Here is a 23,984-nt window from a genome sequence, read left to right as displayed (position 1 = left end):
GGCGGACATTGAGCGAATTGACGTTCCACGAGGCGATCTTCATGCGGGCATTCTACCCGGGCCAGCTTTGGTAGACGCCAGCCTTGGTTGGCGCACGGCCCCCGCGTGCCAACCAAGGCTGCCACCCACCGGTAGTGCCGGCCGCTGGCCGGCAACCCCATGAACCGTCGGCAAGACCCCGCAGTTGCCGGCCAGCGGCCGGCACTACCGAAGCAGCAGCTTCAACAACCCCGCAATCTTCGAATACGGCGGCCGCAGCCGGTCGCTGGCCGCCCAGCGCGACTGCCACAGCACCGGCAGCCGCTTGCTCATCGCATCGAACCCGGCGCGGCCGTGGTACGCGCCCATGCCGCTGGCCCCCACCCCACCGAACGGCAGGCCATCGGCGGCGAAGTGCAGCAGCGTGTCATTCACCGTCACCCCGCCGGCCACCACCTGACCGAGGATGCGTTCCACCGTCGCCGTGTCGTGGCTGAAGGGATACAGCGCCAGCGGCCGGTCACGGGACAGCACCTCGGCCAGCGCCGCATCCAGATCCGGGTAGGCCCGCACCGGCAGGATCGGCCCGAAGATCTCCTCGCGCATCAGGTCCAGGTCGTCCGGCGGGTCCAGCACCACGGTCGGCACCAGCAGGCGCTCGCGGTCGGCGCGCGCCTCATCCACCTGCGCCAGCGGAATCACCGGCACGCCGCGTTGCCGCGCCTGTGCCAGATAGCCCTGCAGGCGCCGGTACTGGCCTTCATTGATGATGCGGGTGTAGTCGTCGGCATCGCTGAAGTCGCCATAGCGCTCGCGCACCTGCTGCTGCAGCGCCTGCACGAACTCGCGCTGGCGCGCGGTATCGATCAGCACGTAATCCGGCGCGATGCAGGTCTGCCCGGCGTTGAACCATTTCCCGGTGGCGAGCCGCGCTGCGGCTTTATCCAGCGGGAAATCGCGGCAGACAATCGCCGGCGACTTGCCGCCCAGCTCCAGCGTGACCGGCACCAGATGCTCAGCCGCGGCGGCCATCACCTTGCGGCCAACAGCCGTCGAGCCGGTGAACAGCAGATGGTCCAGCGGCAGCGAGGACACCGCGGAGGCCACGTCCGCCCCACCCTGCACCACCGCCACCCGATCGGGCGGGAACACGCTGGCCAGCAGATCGGCCAGGAACGCGCTGGTGCGCGGCGTGTGTTCCGAAGGCTTCAGCAGTACGTGGTTGCCCGCAGCGATGGCGGTGGCCAAAGGCACCAATGCCAGCGTGACCGGGTAGTTCCAGGGCGAGATCACCCCGACCACGCCCAGCGGCGTCGGCCGCAGCTGCGCACGCGCCGGCCACAGCTTCCAGCCTGCATCGACCCGCTGCGGCTTCGACCAGCGCCGCAGGTGGCGGCGCAGGTGATCGATGGCCGACAGCACGCTCATGCCATCGGCCAGCTTCGATTCCACGTGGGCGCGATGGCCGAAATCCTCGGCGATGGCCTGCGCCATTTCGTCCAGGCGTGGCTTCAGCGCCTCGCGCAGGCGGCGCAGGTCAGCTTCGCGCTGGTCCAGCGGCGGGCGCTGCGACTGCCAGGCGCTGCGCAGGGTGTGCAGGAGGGCGGGGAGGTCTTCCGGCGTAGTGGTGGTCATGGGCCGACTATACGGGGTGCTGCGCAACGCAATGGTAGTGCCGGCCGCTGGCCGGCAACCTCATGAATCTCCGCGGACATAAAGCCGTTGCCGGCCAGCGGCCGGCACTACCGGATTGCGAGCCGAGTGGGCATGCCCCACAAACAGAAAGGCCGCGGTCTGCACCGCGGCCCCTGAAACCCGGTGGGTGCCGACCGTTGGTCGGCACACCGGTTACTTGGTGATATCCACGTCCTTGGTCTCGCGCAGGAACAGGCCACCGATCACCACCGACATCAACGCGATGATGATGGGGTACCACAGGCCGTAGTAGAGGTTGCCGGTACCGGCCACCAGCGCGAACGAGATCGCCGGCAGGAAGCCACCGAACCAGCCGTTGCCGATGTGGTACGGCAGCGACATCGAGGTGTAGCGGATGCGGGTCGGGAACAGTTCGACCAGGTAGGCGGCAATCGGGCCGTAGACCATGGTCACGTACAGCACCAGCAGCCACAGCATGAAGATGGTGCCGGCGATGTTGATGCGGGCGCCGTCGGCCTTGGCCGGGTAGCCGGCGGTGGTCAGGGCGGTCTTCAGTTCCGCACCGAACGCATCGGCCTTGGCCTTGCCCTCTTCCTTGGTCAGGCCGGCGGCCTCATACGAGGTGACGCTGGCGCTGCCCACGTTCACCATCGCCAGCGAACCGGCGGCGGCGGGCTGCACGTCGTACGGCACACCGGCCTTGGTCAGCGCGGCGGTGGCCACGTCGCAGGAGCTGGTGAACTTGCGCAGGCCCACCGGATCGAACTGGAATGAACAGGTGTTCGGATCGGCGACGACCAGCGCCGGCGAGGATGCACGCGCTTCTTCGATGGCCGGGTTGGCGAAGTGGGTCAGGCCCTTGAAGATCGGGATGTAGGTGATGGCCGCCAGCAGGCAGCCGGCCAGGATGATCTTCTTGCGGCCGATGCGGTCGGACAGCCAGCCGAAGAAGATGAAGAACGGCACGCCCAGCGCCAGCGCGGCCGCGATCAGCAGGTAGGAGGTGGTGGCATCGACCTTCAGCATGCTGCTGAGGAAGAACAGCGCGTAGAACTGGCCGCCGTACCAGACCACGGCCTGGCCGGCCGCCGCACCGAGCAGGACCAGCAGCATCAGCTTCAGGTTGCCGCCCTTCAGGCTGTCACGGAACGGCGTCTTGGAGCCCTTGCCTTCCGACTTCATCTGCTGGAACAGCGGCGACTCGCTCAGCTGCAGGCGGATCCACACCGACACGCCCAGCAGCAGGATCGAGACCAGGAACGGAATGCGCCAGCCCCAGGCTTCGAAGGCCTCATTGCCCAGGAAGTAGCGGCAGGCCAGGATGATCAGCAGCGACATGAACAGGCCGAGCGTGGCGGTGCACTGGATGAAGCTGGTGTACAGGCCGCGCTTGTCGTCCGGCGCGTGCTCGGCCACGTAGGTGGCGGCACCGCCGTACTCGCCGCCCATCGCCAGACCCTGGGCCAGGCGCAGGATGATCAGGATCACCGGTGCGGCGAAACCGATCGAGGCGTAGTTGGGCAGCACGCCGACCAGGAAGGTCGAGATGCCCATGATCAGGATGGTGACCAGGAAGGTGTACTTGCGGCCGATGCGGTCGCCGAGGCTGCCGAAGAAGGCCGCGCCGAACGGACGCACGAAGAAGCCGGCGGCAAACGCCAGCAGGGCGAAGATCATGCCCGTGGTTTCATTGACGCCACTGAAGAACTGCTTGGCGATGATGGCCGCGAGCGAGCCGTACAGGAAGAAGTCATACCACTCGAAGACCGTGCCGAGGCTCGAGGCGAAGATGACCTTCTTGTGGCCCTTGGTCAGGGTGCCCGCTTTATGTGCGGTGCTGGGTGTACTGGACATGGGACGCTTCCCCTCCGAAGCAATCGTTGTTGGTGGGTGCCGACCGTTGGTCGGCACCCCATCTCGGTAGATGCCGACCTTGGCCGGCACCCCATCTCGGTAGGTGCCGGCCGCTGGCCGGCACGCTCTTAGAAGCTGTACTTCGTGGTGAACTGCAATCGGGTGATGTCACCCTTGTTGCCGTTCTCCACTTCGCGACGGCCGTACATCAGCTCGGCGCCGATATCGACCTTGGGCAGCGGCGAATAGAAGATGTTGCCGCGGATGCTCTGCACGCTCTTGGTCACCAGCGGGCCCAGGATGCTGTCGTTGTCGTAGTCGCTGCGCGCATAGATCAGGTTGGTGCGCAGCTTCGGTGAGAACGCATGCCGCCAGCCCACGTAGCCGGCCAGCACGCCGGTCGGGTTGAGCTCGTCGCGGGCCACGTCGTAGGCGCTATCGGCGGTGATGCCCAGGCCGATGTAGCGGGCGATGCCTTCGCCGCCGGTCAGCTGGTAGTGCAGCGAATCGCTGTCACCCATCACCCACTTGCCGCCCAGGGTCAGGCCGCCAGCCACCTTGTCGGCCTTGGCGCCGGTGGCCTGGTTGTCGACCTTCAGCTGACGGACGATGCCGCCGACACCGAAGGTGCCCCAGTCACCCTTCCAGCCATAGCGAAGGGTCAGGTCAGGCAGGCTGCCACGGTCGGAGTTGGCGCTGGTGTTGGTCCAGGCGCCGGTGACCGGGTTGCGGGTACCGGTGAGGGTGGTGGTTTCCGGGTTTTCCAGCGCGACGCTGAAGCCACCCTGGGTGTAGCGCACCTGGGCCTGGCGCACGAAGATCACGCCGTCGGTGGGGCCGACGAAGTCGACCGCTTCCGGCAGCGCGGCCGCGTCCATGAAGTTGGACCAGGTCTGGCCGGCCATCCAGTTGTTCCAGTACATGTAGGCGTGGCGCAGGGTCACACCATAGGTATTGGTGGCGGTCTGGTTGCCCAGCGAGTTGCCGAAGAAGTCCATCTCGAAGAACGCACCGGCCTTGTTGCCCGACTCGCTCACGTTGTCGATGCCCAGGTTGAAGCGCGAGAACTTGGCGTGGGCATTGAAGTCGGTGCCCGAACGCTTGCCGCTGCCGCCGGCGCCTTCCACCGGGGTCTGGCCCGGCAGATACAGCGAGCGGCCGGTGGCGTCGTCGGCCAGCTGGCCATCGCTGGTCTGGGTGGCCAGGAAGTCGGCCTTGATGAAGCCGCCGATCTTGACCGTGGTACCCGGCGCGGCGCCCGGGGTGATGGTGGTGACCTGGATCGGCTGCTTGCCGGCCGGCACCGAAGCAACCGGCTTCTGCCCGGCCTGCACCGTGCGCACTTCGGTCACCGCCTGCTGGGTCTGGCTGATCTGGGTCTGTTGTTGTTGCTGCGAAGACAGCAGCAGCTGGACCTGGCGTTCCAGTTCGGCAACGCGTGCTTCCAGCGCTTTCTCTTTGGCGGTCTCAGCGAACGCCATGCCCGGTGCGACCAGGGCGACCAACAGGCAGGCCGCCAAAGGTGTGCGCACGGCTTTCAACGTACGGTGGCTCATGTTGCCCTCTCTCCCAAGTGGCAAGGTGATGCCGCGCGTGGGGCACGGTCGAGCCGAGACTGCGGGGCGATTATGTATAGCGGCTATTCGCCATTGGTCGAACCCGGCCCTGCTGGGCGCTCACTTTCGACCATGGTCTAACCAGAGTGGTGACGCGGCCGGGGGTGGATGGGGCAAACTGAAGGGGATCGGTCGCTGCGATGCTGCGACCGCACATACAAAGTCAACGTGCAAGTGAGGGTGCCATGGCTGATATCTACCCCGTCGATCCGCAATTCGCCGCCAAGGCACGCATCGACAAGACGTCGTACGAACAGCAGTACCAGGCTTCGGTGACCGACCCGGATGGTTTCTGGGGCAAGGCCGCCGAGCGCCTGCAGTGGATGCGCAAGCCGACCAGGATCAAGAACGTCAGCTACGACCTGTCCGACTTCCACATCAAGTGGTTCGAAGATGGCGAGCTCAATGCCAGCGTGAACTGCCTGGATCGCCAGCTGGAAACGCGCGGCGACAAGACCGCCCTGCTGTTCGAGCCCGATGGCCCGGATGCACCGGCCCAGCACGTGACCTACCGCGAGCTGTACGAGCGCACCTGCCGCCTCGGCAATGCGCTGCGCAACCTGGGCGTCAAGAAGGGCGACCGCGTCACCATCTACCTGCCGATGATCGTCGACGCCGCCGTGGCCATGCTGGCCTGCGCGCGCATCGGTGCGATCCACTCGGTGGTGTTCGGTGGCTTCGCGCCGAACTCGATCGCCGACCGCGTCAGCGACTGCCAGAGCAAGCTGATCATCACCGCCGACGAGGGCCTGCGCGGTGGCCGCAGGATTCCGCTGAAGGCCAACGTCGATGCCGCGCTGAAGCTGCCGGGCACCAATACCGTGGAAACCGTGCTGGTGGTGCGCCACACCGGCGGTGCGGTGGACATGCAGGCCCCGCGCGACCGCTGGTTCCACGATGTGGTGGACAGCCAGCCGGCCACCTGCGAACCGGAACGCATGAACGCGGAAGACCCGCTGTTCATCCTCTACACCTCCGGTTCCACCGGCAAGCCGAAGGGCGTGCTGCACACCACCGGCGGTTACCTGCTGTACGCGGCCTACACCCATGAAGCGGTGTTCGACCTGCGCGAGGACGACATCTACTGGTGCACCGCCGACGTCGGCTGGGTCACCGGCCACAGCTACATCGTGTACGGGCCGCTGGCCAACGGCGCGACCTCGCTGATGTTCGAAGGCGTGCCGAACTACCCGGACACGTCGCGCTTCTGGAACGTCATCGACAAGCACAAGGTGACCATCTTCTATACCGCCCCGACCGCCATCCGTGCGCTGATGCGCGAAGGCGAGGAGCCGGTGAAGAAGACCTCGCGCGCCTCGCTGCGCCTGCTCGGCAGCGTCGGCGAGCCGATCAACCCGGAAGCCTGGCGCTGGTACTACGAGGTGGTCGGCGACAGCCGCTGCCCGATCGTCGATACCTGGTGGCAGACCGAGACCGGCGGCATCCTGATCTCGCCGCTGGCCGGCGCGATGGACCTCAAGCCGGGTTCGGCCACCCTGCCCTTCTTCGGCGTGCAGCCGGCGCTGGTCAATGCCGATGGCGAGATCCAGGACGGCCCGACCGAGGGCAACCTGATCATCCGTGATTCCTGGCCGGGCCAGATGCGCACGGTGTACGGCGACCACCAGCGTTTCATCGATACCTATTTCCGCACCTACCCGGGCAGCTACTTCACCGGCGACGGTTGCCGACGCGACGAGGACGGCTATTACTGGATCACCGGCCGCGTCGACGATGTGATCAACGTGTCCGGTCACCGCATCGGCACCGCCGAGGTGGAAAGCGCGCTGGTCTCGCACCCGAAGGTGGCCGAAGCGGCCGTGGTCGGCTTCCCGCACGACGTGAAGGGCCAGGGCATCTACGCCTACGTCACCCTTGTGGCCGAAGAGGCACCGAGCGACGAGTTGCAGAAGGAACTGGTTGCCTGGGTGCGCAAGGAGATCGGCCCGATCGCCACGCCGGACCACCTGCAGTGGGCGCCGGGCCTGCCGAAGACCCGCTCGGGCAAGATCATGCGCCGCATCCTGCGCAAGATCGCCGAGAACGCGCCGGACCAGCTCGGCGACACCTCGACCCTGGCTGATCCGTCGGTGGTGGCGTCACTGGTGGACGAGCGCAAGGTGCGCTGATGTACGACCGGGGTCGGATCCCTTTCCGCAAGGAAAGGGCTCTGACCCCATCTGCTTTCCCCCACGGTTCCCCCCGACCATGACCACCCTCCTGATTGCCGATGACCACCCGCTGTTCCGCGAAGCCCTGCGCGGCGCCGTGCAGCGGGTCATCCCCGGCGTGCAGCTGTTCGAGGCCGACAGCGTGGAAGCGCTGTATGCGCTGGCCGACCAGCACAACGACGCCGACCTGGTCCTGATGGACCTCAACATGCCCGGTGCGCAGGGTTTCAACGCGCTGGTGCACATGCGCTCGCTGCATCCGCACCTGCCGGTGGTGGTGGTATCCGCGCGCGAAGAAGCCACGGTGATGCGCCGCGCGCTCGACCACGGCGCGCTGGGCTTCATTCCGAAGTCTGCGGATTCGGACACCATCGGCCACGCACTGGGCACCATCCTCGATGGCGAGACCTGGGCGCCGCCGGAAGCGCACAACGTGCCGCCCACCGAGCGCGAGGAACGCGAAGTCGGCCAGCGACTGCGCGAGCTCACCCCGCAGCAGTTCCGCGTGCTGCAGATGCTGGGCGCAGGCCGCTTGAACAAGCAGATCGCTTACGACCTCAACGTCTCCGAAGCGACGATCAAGGCCCACGTCACCGCCATCCTGCGCAAGCTGGGCGTGACCAACCGCACCCAGGCCGTGCTGATGGCCGGCAAGCTGGCGATCGACGACGACGCCATCGTGCTGCCGCCGGAAGAAGACTGAGGTAGTGCCGGCCGCTGGCCGGCAATCGCCTTCAGCCCCTGAAATCACCCGAAACCGCTTCGGTAGGTGCCAAGCTTGCTTGGCACGCTCTCGCCGTGGCGCATGCCGGCCAGCGGCCGGCACTACCCGGCACCGTTGCGCTCACGATATAGCCATCGCTATACAAACCAGCCCTGCCTGCGCGTTTCGCTGCAAATGCGCCACGCGCGAATCGCGATGCTAAGCTTCGCGTCCCCTTGGGGAGTAGCCGGATTCCTTCGCAGGAATCGTCCACGTCAACATACTCGGCCGGTGCGCCGTGGCGTGGACAACCATGATGGTTGGCGAGACCAGCGGCCCGCGCGCGCAACGTCAGGTTGGGCGCGAGCGCAGGCCGTGCGTCCGTCCTGGCCCGACCTCAGCCGCTGTCCATGTCCCCCATTTCGATCCTCCTGATCGGCTTTGCCATGTCCACCGATGCCTTTGCCGCCGCGATCGGCAAGGGTGCGGCCATGCGCAGGCCGGTGTTCCGCGATGCCTTGCGTGCCGGCATCATCTTCGGCGTCATCGAGGCGATCACGCCCATCATCGGCTGGCTGCTCGGCCGCGCCGCGCTGCAGTACGTCGAAGCCTTCGACCACTGGATCGCCTTCGGCCTGCTCGGTGCGCTGGGCATCCACATGATCTACAACGGCCTGCGCCCGGACAGTGCTGACGAAGACGAAGACCCCTCGCAGCACCACGGCTTCTGGAAGCTGGCGTTAACCGGTTTCGCCACCAGCATCGACGCGATGGCGGTGGGTATCGGCCTGGCCTTCATGGATGTGCATATCGGCGTGATGGCCGCGGTCATCGGCCTGTGCACGCTGACCATGGTCACCGCCGGCATCATGCTCGGCCGCGTGCTGGGCAGCATGGTCGGCAAGCGTGCCGAGATCATCGGTGGCGTGATCCTGGTGATCATCGGCGCGACGATCCTGTACGAGCACCTGCACGGCGTGGGGTAACGCTTCCGCGATTACGTGGTTGCCGGCCAGCGGCCGGCACTACCTGACGTCACATCCACGCATGGCGTGGATCTACTGCCGGGCCGATGAAGTGGTTGCCGGCCAGCGGCCGGCACTACTGCGCGTCGCGCAGCGCGCCGAGGAAGGCGCGCAGCGAGGCCGGCTTGATCGGCTTGGTCAGCACGCGATAGCCACGTTCGCGTGCCATCCGCTTCAGCTCGTCGCGACCATCGGCGGTCAGCAGCGCACCCGGCAGCGGGTAACCGGCGGCTTCGCGCAGGGCCACCAGGGCGTCCAGGCCATCCATGCGGTCGTGCAGGTGGTAGTCGACCAGCATCACCTGTGGCCGTTCGGCCACTTTCTCCAACGCCTGATCCACCGTCGATGCCGTGATCACCTGCACCTGCCAACGGCCGAGCAGTGCGCGCATGCCGTCGAGGATCTCCTCGTCGTTGTCCACGCACAGCACGCGCAGGCCAGCCAGCGAATCGCTGCGTACCGGTGCGGCCACCGCCTGTACCGGCGTGGCCAGCTCGGTGTAACCCGGCAATGGTGCCACCCGCGGCAGAATGATCGAGAACATCGATCCCTTGCCGACCCGGCTGCGCGCATTGAGGCGATGGTCAAGCAGACGCGAGATGCGCTGGCAGATCGACAGGCCCAGGCCCAGGCCCTGCTCGCCCCAGTCGAACGGCTGCTGGTAGCGGTGGAACTCATCGAAGATCTGCCGCATGTGGTGCTCGGGAATGCCAGGACCGGTATCCCAGACCTGCAGCTCCACTTCATCGCCGCGCTGGCGCACGGCCAGCACGATGCGACCCTGGCGGGTGTAACGCAGCGCGTTGGCCAGGAAGTTCTGCAGCACGCGGCGCAGCAGGCGGCGGTCACTGCGCACCCATGCCGGGCGTGCGAACAGGTCCAGGCGCAGGCCACGGCCGGCGGCGACCGGGGTGTACTGCGCGGCCAGCTCACGCATCAACGCACTCACGTCGAACTCGCCGATCACCGGGTGCAGGCCACCGGCATCCAGCCGAGACACATCCAGCAGGCCATCGAGCAGCTCTTCGGCCGCACGCAACGACGCATCCACACGCTCGGCCAGGTGCTTCTGCTCATCGCTCACGTGATCGCTGTCGCGCAGCGCGGAAGCGAACAGGCGTGCGGCGTTCAGTGGCTGCAGCACGTCATGGCTGATCGCCGCCAGGAAGCGGGTCTTCGACTGCTGCGCGACCTCGGCCTCATGCGAACGCTCGGCCACGCGCTGTTCCAGCGTTTCGTTGGCTTCCAGCAGGGCCTTTTCCGCGTGCTTGTAGTCGGTGATGTCGTTGTAGCTGGTCACGTAACCGCCGCCGGGCAGCGCCTGGCCACGCATCTCGATCACCTTGCCATCGCTGCGGGTGCGCTCGAACACGTGCGGTGACCCCGCGCGCATGTAGCCGATGCGTCGGTTGATCTGCACTTCGATATCACCCTCGCCCAGCTCGCCGCGCTCGGCGTTGTAGCGGATCAGGTCGGCCACAGGGCGACCTACGTAGAGCATGCCGTCGGGGTAGCCGAACATGTCCTGGTAACGACGATTCCATGCGGTCAGGCGCATGTCCGGATCGACCACGCTGACCCCGGCGCTGATGTTCTCCAGCGTGGTCGACAGGATCTCGCGGTTGAAGCGCAGTTCCTGCCCGGCTTCGTCCAGCACCGCCACCACTTCGCCCAGGTCCATGCCCGAGCCACGCAGCAGGCTGGTCAGCAGCAGGCGCGCCGAGGCCGCACCAATCGACGCGGCCAGCAGGCGTTCGGTGAACTGCACCCACGGCCGGTCGGCCGGCGCCGAGGATTGCAGCTCGCGGCCCAGCGACTGTGCCTGCTCGAAGAACGAACGCCGCGCATGGCGCTCGCCGACCACGCGCGAGGCGAGTGCCAGCAGGTCGCCCACGTGCACATGACCGGGCCAGCCACCGGCCACCGACGGGCGCTCGGCATACGGGTCGAGGAACGGCGCGGCGCGCAGCCGCTCGTCCACACCGGGCCGCCAGCGTGCGGACACCAGCATCATCGTCGCCGCATTGACCAGCAGCGACCAGAACGTGCCATGGGTCAGCGGGTCCCAGCCGGTCATGCCGAACAGCTGCTGCGGGCGCAGCCACTCGATGCCGAACGGGCCGTGCTGCACCCAGCCAGCATCGACCCAGCCGGCCATGGTCATCGCCGGCAGCAGCAGTGTGTACAGCCAGGTGGCGAAGCCCAGCAGCATGCCCACCTCGACACCACGCCGGCTCGCGCCGCGCCAGTACAGACCGCCGATCAGCCCGGGCGCGAACTGCGCCACCGCCGCGAACGCCATCAGGCCGTACGAGGCCAGCGTGCTGTCGTTGCTGCTGGTGCGGTAGTAGCTGTAGGCCATCAGCGCCAGCAGCAGGATCGCCAGGCGGCGGATCCACAGCACGCGCGAGGCAACGTCGGCGGCTTCCTGATGGTCGCCACTGCGACGCAGCAGCACCGGCATCACCAGATCGTTGCTGACCATGGTGGCCAGCGCGATGGACGAGACGATGACCATGCCGGTGGCGGCGGAGAAGCCGCCCACATAGGCGATCAGCGCCAGCGCGTTGCGGCCTTCGGCCAGCGGCAGGGCCAGCACCATCGAGTCGTCGGCGACGCTGCCGCCGGTGCCGAACAGGGTCACGCCGGCGGTGGCGATCGGCAGCACCATGCCCGAGATCAGTACCAGGTAGCCACCGAACATCCAGCGCGCGCGGCGTACGTCGCGCACGTCACCGCACTCGACCACGGCCACGTGGAACTGGCGTGGCAGGCAGATGATGGCCAGGAAGCTGAGCAGGGTCTGCGAGATGAAGCCCACCGGCGGCAGGCCGGTGAACAGCGTATGCACCGACTCGACCACCGCGTCGGTGCGGTTGCTCAGCCACAGGTAGGCGAACACGCCCACGGCCAGCATGGCCAGCAGCTTGATCACCGATTCGAAGGCGATCGCCAGCATCATGCCGTGGTGGTGCTCGGTGGCGTCGACCTGGCGGGTGCCGAACAGGGTGGCGAACAGCGCCATCAGCAGCGCCACGTACAGCGCCGGATCGGTGAAGAAGCCGGTCGGGCCGCTGTTGCCGGTCAGCACCTGCAGGCTCATCGCCACCGCTTTGTACTGCAGGGCCAGGTACGGGATGATGCCGATCAGGGCGATGATCGCCACCAGTGCCGCCAACCGCCGCGAGCGGCCGAAGCGCGAGGAGATGAAATCGGCGATGGAGACCACGTTCTGGCTGCGGGCGATCAGCGCCAGGCGTTCGATGATGCGCCAGCCGAACAACAGCAGCAGCAACGGACCGATATAGATCGGCAGGTAGCCGATGCCGTTGCGCACGGCGGTACCCACCGCGCCGTAGAAGGTCCACGACGAGCAGTACACGGCCAGCGCCAGGCTGTAGACCACCGGCCGCAGCCACGGCCGGTCGGGGTACATCGGCCGGCGGTCACCCCACCACGCCACGCCGAATAGCAGCGCGGCATAGGCAACCGAGACCAGCAGCAGGATCCAGCTGGAGACCACGCGTGCGTTTCCGTCGGAACAGGGTTCAGTAGATCACGACCGTTGGTCGTGAGGGTAGGTCATGGCGGTGGGTCACGACCGTTGGCCCGTCTGGTGGGTCACGACCGTTGGTCGTGACGGGGACATCCGTGCCCACTGACAGTGGGCACCTACCGGGAATCAATGGGCACCCACCAGGAAGCGGTGGGCACCTGCCAGGTACCGGCGTTATTGGGCCGGCACGCCCATTTCCTTCAGCAGCTCGGGCGCCGGGTAGACCTTGGCCAGCAGCCAGCGCAGGTAGCGCATGTCCACGTGCACGGCGCGCTTGTAGCGCGGGTCGAACCACCAGCTGGCGCTGACCGATTCCCAGTTGCTGTCGAAGTTCAGGCCGATCAGTTCGCCCTTGGCGTTGAGCACCGGCGAGCCGGAGTTGCCGCCGGTGGTATCCAGGTTGGTCAGGAAGTTGACCGTCTGGGTCTTCAGCGCCGGGTCGGCGGTGCTGCCGAAGTCACCCTTGGCAATCGCCGCCAGCAGCGGCTTGGGTGCATCGAACGGATAAGCGTTGGTGTTCTTCTCGACGATGCCGGCCACGGTGGTCACCGGCGAGTAGGTCACGCCATCGCGCGGGTGCAGCGCCTCGACCTTGCCGTAGCTGATGCGCAGGGTGCGGTTGGCATCCGGGTACACGGCGCGGCCCTGCTTGGCACGCCAGGCGAACAGCGCCTGCATGTAGGCCGGGCGCAGGCGCAGCTGCTCGCCTTCGCGGGTCTTGCTCTCGTTCTCGATGCGCAGCTGCGCGGCCACCAGCGGGCCGGCCACGGCGATCAGCGGATCGGCGGCCAGCGCCTTGCCTTCGCGTGCGGCAGCGAAGCGCGACAGGCGCTGCGCCTCGTCACCCAGCTGGGTGCCCGCATACAGGGTGTCCAGCGCCTTGGCCAGCTGCTGCGGGGTACGGCCGAAGGCCGCGTCGAACTCGGCCACGCGCTGCGCGTCCGGCAGCTGCTGGTAGCGGGTCAGCAGGGTGGTCAGCAGCGCCTTCTCGACCTCCGGTGCGTAACGGCGCTGGACCTGCTTGAGCACGCCTTCGATCATCGCTTGGTCGCGCTGCTGGTAGCCGCTTTCGCGCTGCGCGTCCGGCTTGGCCGATTCGATGCGCAGGCGCTCCAGCAGCAACGCCGAACGCAGCAGCTGGCTCTGCGCGGCCATCTGGTCCAGCAGCAGGTCACGCTCGCCCACCGCCGCGCCCTGCGACAGGTTGGCCAGCAACGCCTTGATGTCGCCCTGGTACTTGCGGTCGGTGGCAGCGAGCATCGCCGTCTCGTCGGCAGCACGCTGGGCCTTGGCGTCGCTGCGCAGCAGGCCTTCCAGCTCGCCGGCGGCGCGCTTGCGGTTGTTCTTCAGCGACTGCAGCTGCGAGGCGTAGCGGGTGCGCGCCTGTGCATCCTTGGCGCTGGCGGCCTCGATGGTGTCGATCATCTGCTGGAACACCGACACGCGGCGCGGCAGCACGGTATCGATCTGGCCAGCGAATTCGGCCGCGGTACGATGGCGGTAGGTGATGCCCGGGTAACCGGCCAGCATCGCGTAGTCGCCTTCCTTCGGGCCTTCCACCGACATCTGCAGGTGTGCCGGCGCCTGGTAGGGCACGTTGTCCTTGCTGTAGGCGGCCGGCTTGCCGTCCTTGCCCACGTAGGCGCGCAGCAGGGTGAAGTCGCCGGTGTGGCGCGGCCACATGAAGTTGTCGATCTCGTCGCCGTAGTTGCCGATCGCACGCGGCGGCGCGTACACCAGGCGCACGTCGCTCAGTTCCAGCTGGGCGATCCGGTAGAAGTCGGTGCCGTAGTACATGTTGGCCACCGAGCAGCGCACGCTGCCGTCCTTCTCGCACTCGGCCACGATCTGCTTGCTGGCCGCATCGACGGCATCGAAGTAGGCGCGGCCGGTCTTGCCACGCGCCTGCGCCAGCACCTGGTCGGTCACCTTGTCGAAGCCGACGGTGACCAGCACGCGGAAGTCCGGGTTGGCCGGGCGCTCGTCGGCACGGTCCCTGGCGATGAAGCCACCAGTGATCAGGTCGTGCTCGGGCGAGCTGTTGTACTGGATCACGCCCATCGCCACGTGGTGGTTGGTCAGCAGCAGGCCGTCGGCGGACACGAACGAACCGGTGCCGCCGCCGGCACGCACCACGGCGCTCAGCGGCGGCGCAGTGACGTTGGCCAGGTCGGCCGGATTGCCCTTGAAACCTGCGGCCTGCAGCGGCTTGGCCAGTTCTGGCAGCTGGGTCGGCATCCACATGCCTTCATCGGCGTGGGCACCGGCGGCGAGGGTCAGGCCCAGGGCCAGGGCGGTGGGAAGGGCTTTGCGTGGTGACATGAGGCAATCCGGTACGACAGAACAGCCCGGGACCATAGCCCGTGGGGCGCTGTCGGGCAACGCCCGATGGTCAGGGGGTCGGGGCCACTCCTACAATCGCGGTTCCCTGCACAACGGACGTCAGCAGATGATTGTTGGAATCGACCTGGGCACGACGCACTCGCTCATCGGTGTGCATTCGTCGGATGGACCGCGCCTGTTCCCCAATGCCCATGGCGAGCTGTTGACCCCGTCGGTAGTCAGTCTCGACGGCGACATCGTGCTGGTGGGTGCTCCCGCTCGCGATCGCCTGATCAGCCATCCTGATCAGAGCGTGGCCCATTTCAAACGCTGGATGGGCAGCAACCGTGAAACCCGGCTGGGCGATCGCGTATTCCGTCCCGAGGAGCTTTCGGCGCTGGTGCTGCGTTCATTGCTGGCCGATGCGGAAGCCGTGCTCGGGCAGAAAGTGGAAGAAGCGGTCATCAGCGTGCCTGCGTATTTTTCCGACGCCCAGCGCAAGGCCACCCGCGCCGCCGGCGAACTGGCTGGCATCCGGGTCGAGCGCCTGATCAACGAACCCACCGCCGCCGCGCTGTCCTATGGCCTGCAGCAGCGCGAGGAGGAAGCTCGGGTGCTGGTACTGGACCTTGGCGGTGGCACCTTCGATGTCTCCATCCTGGAGCTGTTCGAAGGTGTGGTGGAAGTCCATGCCAGCGCCGGCGACAACTTCCTTGGCGGGGAAGACTTCCTGCGGGTGCTCGAGCAGGCGTTGCTGGCCGAACAGGGCCTGCGGGCGGCCATGATCGCCCCGGGCGAACGTGCACAGCTGCTGCGCCGGCTGGAACTGTTCAAGCGCGAACTGAGCCAACAGGGCAGCGGCCACCTGCAGTTCAACCTGGAAGGCCGCGAATTGGACTGGCAGCTGGATGAGGCACGCTACGCGCAGTTGTGCGCCCCCCTGCTACAGCGCATGCGTGCGCCCATCGAACGGGCCATCCGTGATGCCCGCCTGAAGCCGGAGGCGCTGGACGACATCGTGCTGGTGGGCGGTGCCGTCCGCATGCCGATGATCAGCCGGCTGGTGACCCGCATGTTCGGTCGGCTGCCATTGCGGCATGTCAACCCGGACCAGGCCATCGCCATGGGCGCGGCCGTGGCGGCCGGCCTTAAAGCGCGCGACCAGTCACTGCGCGAAACCGTGCTGACCGATGTCTGCCCCTATACGTTGGGCATACAGGTGTGCCGTCGCGATGCATCCGGCCAGGAGCGCGGCGGCTACTTCCATCCGATCATCCAGCGCAACAGCGTGGTGCCGGTCAGCCGCGAGGACGATTTCTGCCCAATCAACGATGCACAGACACAGCTGGTACTGGACATCTACCAGGGCGAAAGCCCCACCGTGGACCGCAACATCAAACTGGGTGAAATCCGCATTCCGTTGAAGGGAAAGGGCCCGGCCCAGGAAAAAAGCGTGACTGCCCGCTTCACCTACGACGTCAACGGATTGCTGCAGGTGGAGGTGACCGAACATGCCAGCGGGACCCGGCATGAGCTGATCCTGGAACAGAACCCCGGCCTGCTGTCACCGGACGAGATCCAGCAGCGGCTCGCGGCACTGCAGTCATTGAAAGTGCATCCGCGCGACGATCAACCGAACCTGGCCGTAGTGGCCCGACTGGGTCGGCTTTACGAAGAGTGCCTCGACCAGCGCGATACCCTGCAGAGATGGCTGTCGCAGTTCCATGCTGCGCTGGAGAGCCAGGACCTGGCCCGTATCGAACGCCACCGCGAGGAATTGACCCACGCCATGGATTCGCTGGAGATCGATGCATGAGGCGGGGGCTGGACGTCCTCGAACTGGACGAGGATGCTGACGAGCGGGCGATCAAGCGAGCCTACGCCAGGCTGTTGCGGGTAACCCGGCCTGACGATGATCCGGTTGCGTTCCAGCACCTGCATGAGGCTTACCAGTCTGCGTTGTCATGGGTGAAACAACGCGATCAGCCCCTCGACATCGATCAGGACAAGCACGCCTTGCCGACGATGCAGGATCCATCGCTGGAACCGGCTTCGCGTGCACATATCGATGCGATACACGCAGCGATCGCGCTGGATCGCCAGCTGGAGCAGGAACGCGGGCCATACGGCCATGACCCTGTCCGGATCGTGCAGACCACACCGATGCCGCCAGCCGACACCGGGTTGGACAAGGTGGTAGAGCCGTCGCAGAGCGATCCGCACGGGCCTGACGCGTTACCAACGGCGCACGCCCTGGCACCGCAGCCCACGCTCGCCCCTGCTGGCGACGGCGAGCGATCGCCACTGCGTTCAGTGGATCAGATGGTCGCGGCCATCCTGATCCGACTGGCTGCAGCTGCCCGGGGCAGCGACGATGACACGACCGTGCCCGCGCTGGAAACCTGGCTGCAGGCTCAACCCGAGCTATGGTCCCTGCATGACAAGCCGCTCATCGCGGCGTCCCTGCTGGAGCAACTGCGCGAGGCGTCCCCGCCTCTGCCGCGGGAGGTGGTCGAGCACGTGGCCAGCAGCTTCGGCTGGGATGATATCGGCAACGGACTCGATGCCGAGGATCTGCAGCGGATCGTGCGTCGCTGCGATCAGGCCTGGATGCTCACGGATGCGGGCCGGCAGCGCCTGGCGTGGCATGTTTCGCGGCTGGACACCTCCATCGTGCGCCCGGATATGCGCCCGGTACTGGACCGGTTGCGCCGCCCGCGCAGCCGCTGGCGCAATCTGCTGGAGTCGCTGCCGTGGTCGCGGCCCGACATCACGGTGCTGACGTTGGCGGCACTGCGTTACTGGCCCGATCGTGAGCTGCCGCCAGGCCTGTCCGCCACGCAGGTGGCGTTCTGGAGTCGCTTCGGCAGCCGTCAGGATCCTCTGCGTTCGCAGGTGGCCGCCCTTCGGGCCTGGTTGGCCGGCCTGCTGTGCGGCACGATCTGCCTGGTCGGCGTGATCAACAGCTGGCCACTGGCCTCCACCGAGGGCGGCATGACCGGCGGTGCGAAGGCCGCGCTCAGCCTCGCGATCGGCACGCTGCTGATTCCATTGGGCTGGTACCTGATCTGCGGATTACGGATGCTGATCAGCTGGCAGGTGAACCCGGTTGCGGCTGGAAGCTGGCGGCAGGTCGCCTCGCTTCCAGTTACTGTCGTTGTCGGTGCCGGCCTTCTGCTGCTGTTCCAGCATGAGTCGTTCCCGGATATGTCTGGGATCCTGTTGGCTCGTGGACTGGTGTTCGCGCTCTGGTTGGTGGCATTCATCGGTACCACCACGCAGCGCCAGCAGCTCGGTATGGCCGACCATGGCGCCCTGGACCGCGTCAGCATGATTCCCGGCCTGATTTTTCCCTGGTTGGGGCTGGTGATCGTGCTGGGCTATTGGGCCCGCACCCAGGTGCTGCGGCGCAGATCGCCGCAATGATGCATCCATGTGCGGCGGGTTATTTCTCCCGCCGCCAGTTGATCGACCCACGGTTTTCCACCGTGCTCGACTCCACTTCCACGTCGAAGCCACGACGCAGCAGGTACTTCAGCGTGATCACCGAACCGGCACCGACCAGCGACACGCCGTAGCCGACGTACAGCTTGGGCGAGATGTACTTGCCGACGCCAATCACCGAGCCGCCCAGCGCGCGCGACTGGCTCACGCCGGCATCGTCCAGGCCCAGCTTGGCGCCCAGCTGCGAGGCCAGCAGGCCGCTGCCAGCCGAGAGCGCCGCCGAGGCCGCGTTGACCTGCTGGGCCTGGTCGCTGCTGGCACCGGTCAGGCTGCGCCCCAGCACCAGGTAGGCCAGTGCCTCGGACTGCGACATCGCCGGCTCGGACCACACGTCCGCGCGCGGCTGCTGCGCACGCCCGGTCACGTCGATGCCGGCGGTGACATCACCGATCCGGCGCTCGGCACGGATGTTGATGCGCGGGTCGGACACCGCGTTGTAGTTCCAGGTGAGGTTGCCACGGGTGATGGTCAGGTCCTGCCCATACGCCTTGTAGCGACCACTCACTTCCAGGCCACCATTGGCGGTCATTTCGCGGCCAGGCTTGGCCCAGACCTGCATCTTGCCGGTCAGTGCGCCCTTCAGGCCGAAGCCGGTCATCTTGACCTTGTCGCCAAGACTGACGGTCAGGTCCATGTCCAGCGGCGAGGTGCGCGACTCTTCCGGGTCGGCCGGGTCCAGCACCACCACGTCCTCGGACACCGAGGTGCCACGATCCAGGCGTTCGAGATCGATGTCGGCCTCGGGCACGTGCACGGTGCCGCGCAGCTCCATCGCCGCCTTGGCCAGGGTGAAGTCGAGGTTGGGGTTGGCGACGATGCGCAGCTCGCTGGTGTTGGACAGCAGCACGTTCTCGCCGTGGATCTTCAGCTGCAGCGGCTGTGCATCACCAAACCACGACAGGCCACCATCCACGTACAGCGTGCCCTGGCCCGAGTTGGCCTGCGCGGTGATCTTTGCCGAACCGTCGGGCTGGGCCACGAAGCTGCCCTTGCCCTGGTCGAAGGTCAGGCCCAGCGCGGGGAATTCGCCCTTGAAGTTGCTCAGCTGGGCGTCACCGCCCAGCGATGGCTGGCCGCGCGTACCGCGCAGGCTGACGTGGCCCTCGATCAGGCCGGTCGGGCGCACGATGTCCGGCGAGAACAGCTCCAGCCAGTAAAGTCGCGACATGTTGAGGTAGAGCTCGCCGTTCAGCGGCGCACTGGCCTCCCAGCCGGTCTGCATCCTGGCATCGACGAAGCCGTTGCCCTGGAAGCCCATGCCCAGGTAGCCCTTGATGCTGGCCGGGGTCATGTCGAGCTTGAGCGAGAACTGGTCATAACGCACCAGCTCGCCGCGGGTGGTATCCCCCACGGTGTTGCGGTTCTCGCCCAGGCGCACGCCGCCTTCCTTCGAGCGCACCTCTACATGGCCTTCCCAGGCATTGCCGCGCGGGCGGATCTGCGCGTCCAGGCTGACATCGCCACGCAGGTAGATGCGGCGGCCGGACTGCGGCGGCAGCCACGGCTGCACCAGCGCCAGCGGCAGCGCATCACTGCGCACCACCAGGCCCTCACGCGGCCAGTTGGCCTGTGCGCACAGCGCGCCGCTGCTGGCAGCGGCCAGGCAGGCTTCGGACAGGGTGTAGGTGCTGCCGTTGATCGCGAACGCCGCCGGTGCACGCAACGACCAGGCATCGCCCTTCACCGGTGCGATACGCAGCGACGCCAGTTCGCCGCGCCACTGCGCGCCCTGCTGGCGGACGCTGCCCTGCAGCTCGATCGCGCCCATCTCGTTGCGGGTCTGCGCGGCCAGGCGCAGGTTGGAGACACTGCCCTGCGCATCCACGTTCAAGCGTTCCAGCAGCATGCCGGCGTTGACCTGCTGGCCCTGCACCGCCAGCGTGCCGCTGTCGCCGCGCCATGGCAGGTGGCCCTTGATGCTCACGCTCTCGGCGCCGTAGCCGTCCCAGTTGAGGTTGTTGCCGACCAGGTCGGCAGTGATGTCCGGCGCATCGCGCGGGCCCTTCACCTGTACCTGTCCGCGCAGGCCGCCATCGGCGCCGGGCAGCAGATCGCTCAGCTGCAGCGGTTCGAAACGCGCGTCGATGTCGAGGCGATCACCCACCTTGCCCGACGCGGTCACCCGGCTGCTGCCCAGCGACAGCTTCAGATCGCCCTGGCCCTGCGCGCCCTGCAGCGCGAACTTGCCCTGTGCGTCGAGATTGCGCTGGCGCAGTATGCCCTTCAGCGACGGCAGGTCGACGGTGGCTTCCAGCGTGCCGGCCGTGCCCGGCGGCGCGTTTGCCGGCGGCGGCAGCTGGCGGCCCTTGGAGGCCAGGTTGCCGGACAGGCGGCCGTTCCAGCCCGGCACGAAATAGCCGGGGTCGAAGTCCTTCAGCGTGGCCTTGGCATCCCAGTCCAGCTGCGGTGCCCACGCCACCTGGCCTTCCACCTGCAGCTGCCCACCCGGCGTCTGCGCCTGCAGCTGGTGGATCGACGCGGCCTGGTCATTGCCGCGTACGTCGAACTGCAGCTGTGCCTTCTGCTTTTCGCGTTCGACATCGGCACGGCCGATCGCGGCCCACGCCTTCAAGGTACCGGCCAGGCCGAAGCGCGCTTCCTTCAGGGTGACCGGCACCGGTGCGCTGCCGGCCGTGTTCGGATCGGGCGCCGGCACGTAGGTCAGGTCATGGGCGACCACCGAGAAATTGAGTTTCTGCTGGTCTTCCTGGCTGAAGTCGGCGGTGCCTTCCAGCCGTGCCTCACCGCCAAGCCCTTTCACCAGCAGGGGCGACACCTTCAGCACCTGGTCCTGCAGCGACACCACCGACGGTGCCAGCTCCAGCTCCTGATCACCCTGCTTCACCTTGCCACGCAGGTTGGCGTTGCCGCCCTTGCCAGCCGCGGTGAAGTCCAGTGCGAGTGGTGCGATCGCCGAGCTGGCCAGTGCCGGCGACAGCAGCGCCAGATCCAGTTCGTCGCTGCGGATGCTGGCGCTCCAGCTCGGATCGGTGCGGCCATCGAACACCAGCATCGCGCGCAGCGGCTTCGGCGCGCGCCCGGCTACGGCCACTTCCATGTGCGCCAGGTCACCGCGTGCCACCAGCCCCACCGTCGCTGCGGTACGGCCACGCGGGGCCGGCAACACTGCGGTGACGGTCACGTCGGTGTCGTAGTCCTTGGCCGGGATGTAGCGGCCCTGGGCGGTGAAATTGCCCATGTCGCTGTCCACGACCAGTTTGTGCGCCTGGAACTCGCCATTGGCGATCTCGATGCCACCCCGCACACGGCTGATGTCGATCACCGGCTCGTTGGCCTGGCTGATGCGGAAGCCGTCGATGGCAATGGCATCGGCCTGGATCGCCAGCGGCATTTCGATCTGCGGCAGCGAATCGGGCCACGACGGCAGCTTGAACGGCTCGTCACTCTTGGCCAGGTTCAGCGTCGCGTTGGTCAGCTCCAGCTTGTCCAGCAGCAGCTTGCGGCCCAGCAGCGGGCGCAGGTCCGGCTCCAGGTGCGCGCGCTCGGCGTGGAAATGGATGTCGTCGTAGCGGAAGTCGACGTTGTACAGGGTCAGCGGACCGGCCACCGGGCCGTCCACCTTGTCCCAGGTGAAGCTGGCGCCCACCGGCAGCCGCGCCACCACCTGTGCCAGCAGCACATCGCGGCCGGCCACGGTCTGCAGCAGCCAGTACACCGCCAGCAACGCCAGCAGCACCAGGCCGATCACGCCCACGCCGGACCACGCCCAGAAGCGGCGGCGGCGGTAGAAACGCACGCGCGGCGGCGGCGTGTTCGGGGTGGGTGCGGGCGTGCTCACAGGTCCGCTCCGATGTTGAGGTAAAGCTGGAACTGCGAATCCGGGTTGTTCAGGCCATGCGCGATATCCACGCGCACCGGGCCCACCGGCGATTTCCAGCGCACGCCGAAGCCGACGCCGGTGTGCAGATCAATGGTGTTGTCGAAGGCGCTGCCGGTATCGACGAACACCGCCGCGCCCCACGGGCCGCCATTGAAGTAGTGCTCGTACTCGGCCGAGCCGATCACCAGGTTCTTGGCGCCCAGCGCGTATTTGTCGGGTTTGGGTGTGCGCGGGCCGACTTCGCGGTAGGCGTAACCGCGGATGCTGCGGTCACCGCCCGCGAAGTAGCGCAGGCTCGGCGGCATCGCCACCAGATCGCTGGTCCAGGTGGTACCCCCCTCGCCGCGCAGGATCAGGCGGTTGCTTTCACCCACCGGGATGTACCAGCGCAGCACGGCGTTGGCCTGCACGAAGCTGGTGTCCGAGCCAGCACCTTCAACGCCGGCGCGCATCGTCGCAGTACCGCTGATGCCCTTGCGCGGGAACATCTCGTCGTCGACGTTGACGTAGTCGGCAACCATCTGCGGGTACACCAGCGTCGAGGTGTTGTAGACGGCATCGGTGAATTCAGTGCCGGAGGCATAGCGCCAACGCTCGCGCAGTGCGTTGATCGAGGCGATCGCGGTCCAGTGCTCGTTGATCTCGCCGCTGCGGCTGGCGATCAGCTTGAAGTTGCGCAGGTCGATGTAATCGGTCTGCTCGTCATACGCACTGGCGGCGAAGGTGTACCAGCCGTCAAGCCAGTTGAAGGCGGGGATGCGGTAGCTGGTCACCAGGCTCTTGCGCTTCTGCGCATAGTCCAGCTGCGTGTTCATCTTGTGGCCGCGGTTGTTCAGGAACCGCCGCTCGATGCCGCCGCGCACACCCGGACCACTCTCGCTGCCGTAGCTCAGACCCGCGGTATAGATGGTGCGCTTGGCGCGGGTCAGCTTCACATCCACCGGCACTTCGCCGTTGGCATCGGCCTGGTCGGGCCGTGGCTGGATGTCGATCACGCTGAAGTAGTCCAGCTTGGTCAGCGACTCGCGCAGCCGGTCCAGCTTGCCCTCGTGGAAGTAGCTGCCCTGTTCCCAGTACACCAGCGGGTCGAACAGCTTGTCGACGAAGTAATCCTGCTCGAAACGCACCGGCCCCATGTTGTAGCGGCGGCCGCTGTCCCAGGTCAGGTCGATGTCGGCTGCGTTGTCGGCGCGGGTGATCTGCACCTGGCGCTGGGTGTAGTCGGCATCGAAGTAGCCACGCTCGGCCAGGCGACGGGTGATGGTGATCTTGCTGGCTTCGTACTGCGTGTGCTCGAAGCGCTGGCCCTTGCGGGGCTTGAATGCGGCCAGGTCGTCCTGCAGGTACTGGTCATACATCGCCGGCCCGGTGATGTCGATGTGCTCACGGCGCACGGTCACCGGGGTGCCCTTGTCGACATGGATCAGCACCCGCACATGCTCGTCCTCGCGCGGCGCCTCGACCTTGATCACCGGGTTGTAGTACCCGAAGGGTTCCAGTGCCTGGCGGGTCTGCCGCTCGGCCTGTGACAGCAGGTACTCCAGGCGCGATTCGCCCTGTTCCTTGCCGATCGTGTCGTACAGCGACAGCGATTCCTGGATGTTCTCGATGATTGCGGCGTCGTCGCCCTTGTCCAATCCCTTGATGTCCACCTTGTCGATGGTGCCGCGCGCGTGGGCCACGGAGGTGGCGGCCAGCGACAGGACCATCAGCGGCAGGGCGTATTTCTTTGGCTGCATGCGGCACAGCATACCGAC

At 66.9% G+C, this 23,984-nt stretch carries 12 protein-coding genes and 1 riboswitch; of the genes, 5 read left to right on the top strand and 7 right to left on the bottom strand.

The genetic code is table 11. The features are described from left to right. Nucleotides 1-204 precede the first annotated feature (204 nt). From AC5P78_RS20580 to AC5P78_RS20570, 3 genes are all read right to left on the bottom strand, one after another. The gene (locus AC5P78_RS20580) at nucleotides 205-1,614 is read right to left on the bottom strand and encodes a coniferyl aldehyde dehydrogenase (RefSeq protein ID WP_065183644.1); all 1,410 of its coding nucleotides are present in this window, start codon (nucleotides 1,612-1,614) and stop codon (nucleotides 205-207) included. Nucleotides 1,615-1,827: 213 nt separating this feature from the next. Further along, nucleotides 1,828-3,489 carry an MFS transporter gene (locus tag AC5P78_RS20575; protein WP_005411659.1) on the bottom strand — a complete coding sequence of 554 codons (1,662 nt, stop codon included), beginning with the start codon at nucleotides 3,487-3,489 and terminating at the stop codon, nucleotides 1,828-1,830. 128 nt (nucleotides 3,490-3,617) lie between these two features. Continuing rightward, complete coding sequence (locus AC5P78_RS20570; protein ID WP_005411660.1) at nucleotides 3,618-5,045, bottom strand: DcaP family trimeric outer membrane transporter; 1,428 nt, start codon at nucleotides 5,043-5,045, stop codon at nucleotides 3,618-3,620. A 245-nt stretch (nucleotides 5,046-5,290) separates the two neighbouring features. Here AC5P78_RS20570 and acs point away from each other — a divergent pair, with 245 nt between their 5' ends. The 3 genes from acs (at nucleotide 5,291) to AC5P78_RS20555 (ending at nucleotide 8,965) form a co-directional block, all read left to right on the top strand. Beyond that, the gene (gene acs / locus AC5P78_RS20565) at nucleotides 5,291-7,234 is read left to right on the top strand and encodes an acetate--CoA ligase (protein ID WP_065183645.1); all 1,944 of its coding nucleotides are present in this window, start codon (nucleotides 5,291-5,293) and stop codon (nucleotides 7,232-7,234) included. A 79-nt stretch (nucleotides 7,235-7,313) separates the two neighbouring features. Next, entirely contained in the window at nucleotides 7,314-7,979 is a 666-nt protein-coding gene (locus tag AC5P78_RS20560; protein ID WP_005411662.1) for a response regulator transcription factor, read from the top strand. A 232-nt stretch (nucleotides 7,980-8,211) separates the two neighbouring features. Further along, nucleotides 8,212-8,301: riboswitch (yybP-ykoY riboswitch) on the top strand. 88 nt (nucleotides 8,302-8,389) lie between these two features. Continuing rightward, on the top strand, nucleotides 8,390-8,965 hold the full coding sequence (locus AC5P78_RS20555; RefSeq protein WP_065183646.1) for a manganese efflux pump MntP: 576 nt from the start codon (nucleotides 8,390-8,392) through the stop codon (nucleotides 8,963-8,965). A gap of 115 nt (nucleotides 8,966-9,080) precedes the next feature. Here the strand turns inward: AC5P78_RS20555 and AC5P78_RS20550 are convergent, their stop codons facing one another. Beyond that, nucleotides 9,081-12,527 carry a hybrid sensor histidine kinase/response regulator gene (locus tag AC5P78_RS20550; RefSeq protein WP_043034414.1) on the bottom strand — a complete coding sequence of 1,149 codons (3,447 nt, stop codon included), beginning with the start codon at nucleotides 12,525-12,527 and terminating at the stop codon, nucleotides 9,081-9,083. Between the two features lie 207 nt (nucleotides 12,528-12,734). Then, nucleotides 12,735-14,882 (bottom strand): S46 family peptidase, encoded by a 2,148-nt coding sequence (locus AC5P78_RS20545; RefSeq protein WP_012481642.1) that lies wholly within the window; start codon nucleotides 14,880-14,882, stop codon nucleotides 12,735-12,737. Nucleotides 14,883-15,009: 127 nt separating this feature from the next. On the opposite strand from AC5P78_RS20545, the gene AC5P78_RS20540 reads away from it, so the two are divergent. Next, a complete protein-coding gene (locus AC5P78_RS20540; protein WP_005411666.1) occupies nucleotides 15,010-16,698 on the top strand; it encodes a molecular chaperone HscC in 1,689 nt (562 codons plus the stop codon). Further along, nucleotides 16,695-18,308 carry a J domain-containing protein gene (locus AC5P78_RS20535; RefSeq protein WP_100443431.1) on the top strand — a complete coding sequence of 538 codons (1,614 nt, stop codon included), beginning with the start codon at nucleotides 16,695-16,697 and terminating at the stop codon, nucleotides 18,306-18,308. Before AC5P78_RS20540 ends, AC5P78_RS20535 begins: the two co-directional genes overlap by 4 nt. A gap of 19 nt (nucleotides 18,309-18,327) precedes the next feature. Here AC5P78_RS20535 and AC5P78_RS20530 read toward each other — a convergent pair whose 3' ends face one another. Together AC5P78_RS20530 and AC5P78_RS20525 are read right to left on the bottom strand one after the other, a co-directional pair. After that, the gene (locus tag AC5P78_RS20530; RefSeq protein WP_133050202.1) at nucleotides 18,328-22,185 is read right to left on the bottom strand and encodes a translocation/assembly module TamB domain-containing protein; all 3,858 of its coding nucleotides are present in this window, start codon (nucleotides 22,183-22,185) and stop codon (nucleotides 18,328-18,330) included. Beyond that, entirely contained in the window at nucleotides 22,182-23,978 is a 1,797-nt protein-coding gene (locus AC5P78_RS20525; protein ID WP_005414924.1) for an autotransporter assembly complex protein TamA, read from the bottom strand. The genes AC5P78_RS20530 and AC5P78_RS20525 overlap by 4 nt, the downstream gene beginning before the upstream one ends. Nucleotides 23,979-23,984: the final 6 nt, after the last annotated feature.

The sequence above is a fragment of the Stenotrophomonas sp. YJH_SMC_133 genome, from assembly GCF_059370655.1.
Note: the sequence above shows the minus strand (reverse complement) of the source record. Positions and strands in the feature narration are given on the sequence as shown.

Bases quoted from the DNA above. Each gene is read 5' to 3' on its own strand.
- AC5P78_RS20580 (WP_065183644.1), bottom strand. From the start codon at position 1,614: ATGACCACCACTACGCCGGAAGACCTCCCCGCCCTCCTGCACACCCTG.
- AC5P78_RS20575 (WP_005411659.1), bottom strand. From the start codon at position 3,489: ATGTCCAGTACACCCAGCACCGCACATAAAGCGGGCACCCTGACCAAG.
- AC5P78_RS20570 (WP_005411660.1), bottom strand. From the start codon at position 5,045: ATGAGCCACCGTACGTTGAAAGCCGTGCGCACACCTTTGGCGGCCTGC.
- acs (WP_065183645.1), top strand. From the start codon at position 5,291: ATGGCTGATATCTACCCCGTCGATCCGCAATTCGCCGCCAAGGCACGC.
- AC5P78_RS20560 (WP_005411662.1), top strand. From the start codon at position 7,314: ATGACCACCCTCCTGATTGCCGATGACCACCCGCTGTTCCGCGAAGCC.
- AC5P78_RS20555 (WP_065183646.1), top strand. From the start codon at position 8,390: ATGTCCCCCATTTCGATCCTCCTGATCGGCTTTGCCATGTCCACCGAT.
- AC5P78_RS20545 (WP_012481642.1), bottom strand. From the start codon at position 14,882: ATGTCACCACGCAAAGCCCTTCCCACCGCCCTGGCCCTGGGCCTGACC.
- AC5P78_RS20540 (WP_005411666.1), top strand. From the start codon at position 15,010: ATGATTGTTGGAATCGACCTGGGCACGACGCACTCGCTCATCGGTGTG.
- AC5P78_RS20535 (WP_100443431.1), top strand. From the start codon at position 16,695: ATGAGGCGGGGGCTGGACGTCCTCGAACTGGACGAGGATGCTGACGAG.
- AC5P78_RS20525 (WP_005414924.1), bottom strand. From the start codon at position 23,978: ATGCTGTGCCGCATGCAGCCAAAGAAATACGCCCTGCCGCTGATGGTC.